At 44.8% G+C, this 5,660-nt stretch carries 5 protein-coding genes; 3 read left to right on the top strand and 2 right to left on the bottom strand.

Features of this window, described 5'->3' with window-relative positions:
- Positions 1 to 368 precede the first annotated feature (368 nt).
- Positions 369 to 845: an NYN domain-containing protein gene (locus GY843_RS00400; protein WP_297305744.1), complete on the top strand. Its 477-nt coding sequence runs from the start codon at positions 369 to 371 to the stop codon at positions 843 to 845.
- Between the two features lie 15 nt (positions 846 to 860).
- Here GY843_RS00400 and GY843_RS00395 read toward each other — a convergent pair whose 3' ends face one another.
- Entirely contained in the window at positions 861 to 2,567 is a 1,707-nt protein-coding gene (locus tag GY843_RS00395) for a diguanylate cyclase (protein ID WP_297305743.1), read from the bottom strand.
- A gap of 273 nt (positions 2,568 to 2,840) precedes the next feature.
- The gene (leuA, locus tag GY843_RS00390; RefSeq protein ID WP_297305742.1) at positions 2,841 to 4,502 is read right to left on the bottom strand and encodes a 2-isopropylmalate synthase; all 1,662 of its coding nucleotides are present in this window, start codon (positions 4,500 to 4,502) and stop codon (positions 2,841 to 2,843) included.
- A 360-nt stretch (positions 4,503 to 4,862) separates the two neighbouring features.
- Here leuA and GY843_RS00385 point away from each other — a divergent pair, with 360 nt between their 5' ends.
- Both GY843_RS00385 and GY843_RS00380 read left to right on the top strand, forming a co-directional pair.
- On the top strand, positions 4,863 to 5,345 hold the full coding sequence (locus GY843_RS00385) for an Lrp/AsnC family transcriptional regulator (protein ID WP_297305741.1): 483 nt from the start codon (positions 4,863 to 4,865) through the stop codon (positions 5,343 to 5,345).
- A 39-nt stretch (positions 5,346 to 5,384) separates the two neighbouring features.
- Positions 5,385 to 5,660, top strand: a 276-nt coding sequence (locus tag GY843_RS00380) for a PaaI family thioesterase (protein ID WP_297305740.1), incomplete at its 3' end; no start/stop codon positions are given.

The raw sequence follows: 5,660 nt of genomic DNA, 5'->3' as shown, positions 1-5,660 counted from the left end.
TTGTAGTTCATATCAATCTGAAACTGCTGGATGACTGCTTCCCGTTCCTGCTTCAACATGAACAGAAAGATCAAAAGGGAAAAAAGAGCACCGCAAATTGCAAAAACAATAGCAACATTGAACGGTTTTTTTGGCGCTCCAGAATCAGAACGGGCGTCCGAGGCAGACATTAAAAGCTCCGAATAATCAATCAGTAAGGTTCAGTAAAACCTTTTTTTATCTCTCATGCAACGATAGTGTAGCTTTAGCTCAGAGATTTCACAAAGGCTGCTATCATCGGTCTGTTATTTAAAGATTTCGGGTACCCCAACAGCACTTAGATACATTAGACTAAGAACACAGATTATATTGCAGCATAAAGGCCCATTGTGACTCAGATAGCCATCTTCGTAGATGTCCAGAACATTTACTACACGACCCGACAAGCTTTTGGCTGCCAGTTTAACTATCGCAAGTTTTGGCAGAGGGTTTCAGCACAAGGAGAGATCACTCACGCCTATGCTTACGCAATCGACCGCAAAGATGACAGTCAGCGTAAGTTTCAGGACGCTCTGCGACACATCGGCTTTGATGTAAAACTCAAACCCTTTATTCAGCGCAAAGACGGCTCTGCCAAAGGTGATTGGGATGTGGGCATTACAATTGATGTTTTAGAAGCGGCGCCAAAGGTAGACAAAGTCATTCTTCTATCCGGTGATGGTGATTTCGATCTACTGCTGAGAAAGATCAAAAGTAAGTTTGGCGTTAAGACTGAAGTGTATGGCATCGAAGCATTAACTGCTCAATCGCTGATTGCAGAAGCAGATCAGTTCAATGGAATTTTGTCGGAACTACTGCTGGTTTAGTAATTAAACCTTAACTCAATAAGCCACAACTTCCCCATATACCCGTACACAATTGCGCCCCCCTTCTTTCGCTGAATAGAGGGATGAATCGGCCCATTTGAAAAGCTCTCTACCATCTACACCGAACTCACTATCATATGTAGCAATACCTACGCTCAGTGTAATGCTGTGACCTTCAATGGTCAGTTCTTCGGTGGTCTTACGTACCCGCTCTGCGATCTCCCATGCCCCCTGAATGGTTGTATCCGGTAGGATTACCGCAAACTCTTCTCCACCATAACGGCATACAAAGTCTGTTCTACGCGCGGTATGTAATAGATTTTCGGCCACAGCCTGAAGCACAAGATCACCTTTGTCATGACCATATTTATCGTTGTAATCCTTAAAGTGATCTATATCCAGCAACATCAACGCAAAGCTAGAATCCTGACGTTTAGCAACGGCCACAGCATTTGCCAACTGACGATCAAAGAAACGCCTGTTGTATAACTTGGTCAGTGAGTCAGTTAAAGCATCCTGCTCTAAAGAGCGAATGCGGCTGGCCAGGGCAATAGACAATAAAACAGCTTCTATGGCTGCCCCCCACTGGATGATATAAGGGGAAAGCGTAGCCAACTGATCAATAATTCCGGCACTAATCAGTGTTGAAGTGATTGCAGCAATCATCAGAGATGACCACGCAATGAGGAAATACTTGGCAGGAGCATATCCCCTTTTCATCCCTCTGATTCCTACCACCAAAATCAAAATATAAGAGGGAGGCGCCAGTAGGAAAAGTACTTTAATCACTGCGCCATAAGGTAGGAATAACGCAGCAATAGAACACCCCAGAGCAAGCACAATAAAAACATTTGCGATTCTATTCAAAATAGGAGAATAGAGGCTCATATTAAGAAAGTGTTTACTGAAAGAGAGGGCCATCGTTAACGTGACACCCCAGGAAATCAACAAGCTGTGGTTTGACCACCACGGAGATTCAGGTAGCAGGTACTGGGCTGTCAATCCATTGAAACCAGACAAGAACAAGCCTAAAGAGAGCAGGTACAATACATAAAGCAGGTAACTGAAATCCTTTACGACCGCAAAAATAAACAGATTATAAAAAGCTAAAGCGATGAGCGCCCCGTAGAACAAACCCTGCAGAATCATCTGCAACCCAAGGTTCTCTGTCAGGGATAACTCGCTATTCAAATTAAGATTAATGCTCAAAGCACCGTTAGTTTGATAGCGGAGGAAGAAAGTTTTCTGAGTATCCGCAGGGATATCGAGAATAAAACTAAGCGCATTAACCTTGATCTCACGTGTGCTGAATGGGTACATATCACCACTCTGCCGCATCACAAGTTGCTCATCTTTCACCTCCCACAACTGGAGGTCATCTACCAGAGAGTATGCTTCCTTGAGGATAACCCGTTTATCATCAGCCGTGTTATTTTCTAGAGTCAGCTGCACCCACCAAGCTGAAGAGGTTGTACCAATGCTTACCTCATATTGTTGGGAGGTTTCGAACTCCCCTTCCTGTGCAAGCTGCATGATATCGTAGATGCTATGAGTTGCTCCCAGGTCTTCCAACAAATCCATATGCATCCCGACTTTCTGAACATCCAGATGTTTGTTGATCACCAATGGAATGCTGGCCTGAGGCAACAGGGAATCCGCTCGCACTGAAACAGCCACGAGAAATACACCAAGTAGAATCAATATTCGAAAAACTAATTTCACTAGATCAGCCCTGAACAACCCTGTAATCCCTGAGCAAAACGATCACTTATCAAATGCGGTGAGACATCCTTTAAACATAGCAGTACCAGGGAACGGTGTCATACCCCTTTCGAATATAAATACTTACAGTATGTATTGGTAATTGGTTGTAGGTATGAAATCAATTTCCTGATGAGAAATATTCTTAGAACAGGAAGGCTAGAGATGAAAATCAGGGATGAGAAGCGGAAGAAAATAATGGGGCTGGTAACAGCCCCTATTGTAAAAACTAAACTACGCTACCGCGCTAACAAGCTCTTCGGCCTGACGACTAAACGCAGTAAGCATGGCTTGTAGAGCTGCTGCCGAAGTATCGTCAGCCTCAGCCACCGCGTACTCGACTTGATCATTTACTTTAACGCAGATAGAAGCCAAAGCCTGCGCCCCTGTACCAGCGCTAACGGCATGCTCATCAAACTGACACACTTCGATATTACAACCGTACTCACGACTCAATGCATCACACAACGCCTCTAGAGCACCCACACCAGTACCACTAAATTCGGAATCACCCACCCGGAATTTAGCATTTACCTGATGATCTTCCGTATGCAGATCATAATCCTGTAACTGCCACTGAGCCGGAACCTGAACAAAATGTTCGTTATACAATGTGTTTATCGCTACAGGGGAAACTTCAATACCCCGTTCTTCTGCTGCTGACTGAACCACCTTACTCAACGGAATGTGCATCCATTTCGGTAATTCAATTCCGTAGTCACGTTCCAGAACCAGAGCCACGCCACCCTTACCGCTCTGGCTGTTAATACGTACCACCGCCTCATATTCACGGTTGATATCACGTGGATCGATCGGCAGATAAGCCACATCCCAGTGCAGACGATTATTATCTTTGTGGTAATTCACAGATTTGCGTATAGCATCCTGGTGGCTACCGGAGAAAGCCGTGTAAACCAACTCTCCCGCCCATGGGTGCCGTGCAGGAACAGGCAGTTCATTGCAGTACTCGACGACTTCAATAATTTCGGTGATATCCGAGAAATCCAATTCTGGGTCAACACCCTGAGAGTAAAGATTCATCCCCATCGTGATGATATCCATATTCCCGGTACGCTCACCATTGCCCATTAACGTACCTTCAACACGATCTGCACCAGCCATAACACCTAACTCAGCAGCGGCTACCGCACAACCACGGTCATTATGTGTATGTAAGCTAATGCGAACCTGATCACGTTGTTTAAGGTGGCGACAGAAATACTCAACCTGATCGGCAAAGACATTCGGCGAAGACATCTCCACAGTCGCAGGCAGGTTGATCACAATTTTCTGTCCACTCTCAGGATGCCACTGAGCAATCACCGCATCACAAACATCAACCGCATAATCCATCTCAGTACCGGTGAAACTTTCAGGTGAATACTGAAACTCCCAATCAGTTTGCGGATACTGTTTGGCGTACTCACGCACCCATTCCGCTCCTTGAACAGCGATACCTTTGATCTTCTCTTTATTCATATTGAAGACCTGTTCTCGCTGAACAACAGAGGTGGAGTTATAAACGTGTACATTCGCTTTTTTCACACCCTCCAGCGCTTCGTAAGTACGCTTAATCAACTCTTCACGAGCCTGAGTTAACACCTGAATAGTCACGCCTTCAGGAATAAGGTTCTGTTCAATTAATTTACGTACAAAATCAAAGTCAGGCTTAGACGCAGAAGGGAAACCCACTTCAATCTCTTTAAACCCCATCTTCACCAATAAGGTGAACATGCAAGTTTTCTGCTCAACAGACATTGGATTGATTAGCGCCTGATTACCATCGCGGAGGTCAACACTACACCAGTCAGGCGCTTTATTAATCTCTTGGTCCGGCCAGGTACGGTCAGTCAGGCGGACAGTTTCAAAACGACGATATTTGCGATGATCAAACATAACTCTTATCCGTTATTTCAGTGAGTTGAGCTTATCTAAAAAGTGCTGTTTAAAATAAAACCCGCTGCCAGGCGTTCAAAGCGAACTATGGCAGCGGGGGATTTTTCAGTAGATGCTTATGACATCAGTTTTTGAGTTTCCGATCTGATAAAACGGACTGGCTGGCGGCGCTCACTTTTGATGATTGCTCCCTCACACCTTGATTGGATGTGGTTTGTTACCTCTCAACCGATGAAGACAAGTTTATAGCGCTTGCTGCGCAATTACCGATCTCATTTACCCCAAAAAACATAATTTGCGCAATTTAATAAAAGAAAATAGACTTAACTATTAAATAATATTGCACGAAAAACAAAAGCCATGAAAACTTCTGTCTCGCTGGACCGGTTTGATCTAAAAATATTGCGTGAGTTGCAGGACAACGGCGAGTTATCCAATCAGGATCTGGCTGAAAGAGTAGGCCTTACGGCAGCGCCCTGCTCTCGAAGGGTCAAACAATTGCAGGAATCTGGCGTAATAAGGGATCGGGTCGTCCGACTCAATGAAAAAGCAATTGATTTGAACCTATTTGCTATCTTGCATATCAGCATGGACAAGCATATACCGGAACGTTTTGAGGAGTTCGAGAGAACTATCCAATCACTCCCCGAAGTGATGGAATGCTACTTGATCACGGGGCATGATGCCGACTACCAGCTAAAGATCGCCGTTCCGGATATGGATCGTTATCAGGATATCCTGCTTGGTAAGATTACCCGTATCCGCGGGGTAACCGGTGTAAAGTCTGCATTTATTATGCGTAAGATAGTTGATAGTACAGCTATGCCCCTAAATTACGTTTAAGAGAATTACGTTAGGTAGGAATTACGCCAGGAGAGAGTAATGGTTTCAAAATCAGAAATGGCAGAATTTCTGCGTAAAGAGTTCCCTCAAACTAAATGCACAGTGGAGTCGGTTGGTAACCGCTCCTGTGTATTAAGCCATGAAATTGGCTTTGAAGAATTAAGGCCCGGCGGCACAGTATCAGGGCCTGTGCTGATGGCAGTGGCAGATGTTGCACTCTACGTAGCTATTCTGGGTGAAATCGGATTAGTGGCCCTCGCCGTAACCACCAGCCTGAATATAAATTTCCTGCGAAAGCCCTCTTCAGAAAAGGCA

Source organism: Neptuniibacter sp. (assembly GCF_024231755.1).
Classification (GTDB): Bacteria; Pseudomonadota; Gammaproteobacteria; order Pseudomonadales; family Balneatricaceae; genus Neptuniibacter.
Note: the sequence above shows the minus strand (reverse complement) of the source record. Positions and strands in the feature narration are given on the sequence as shown.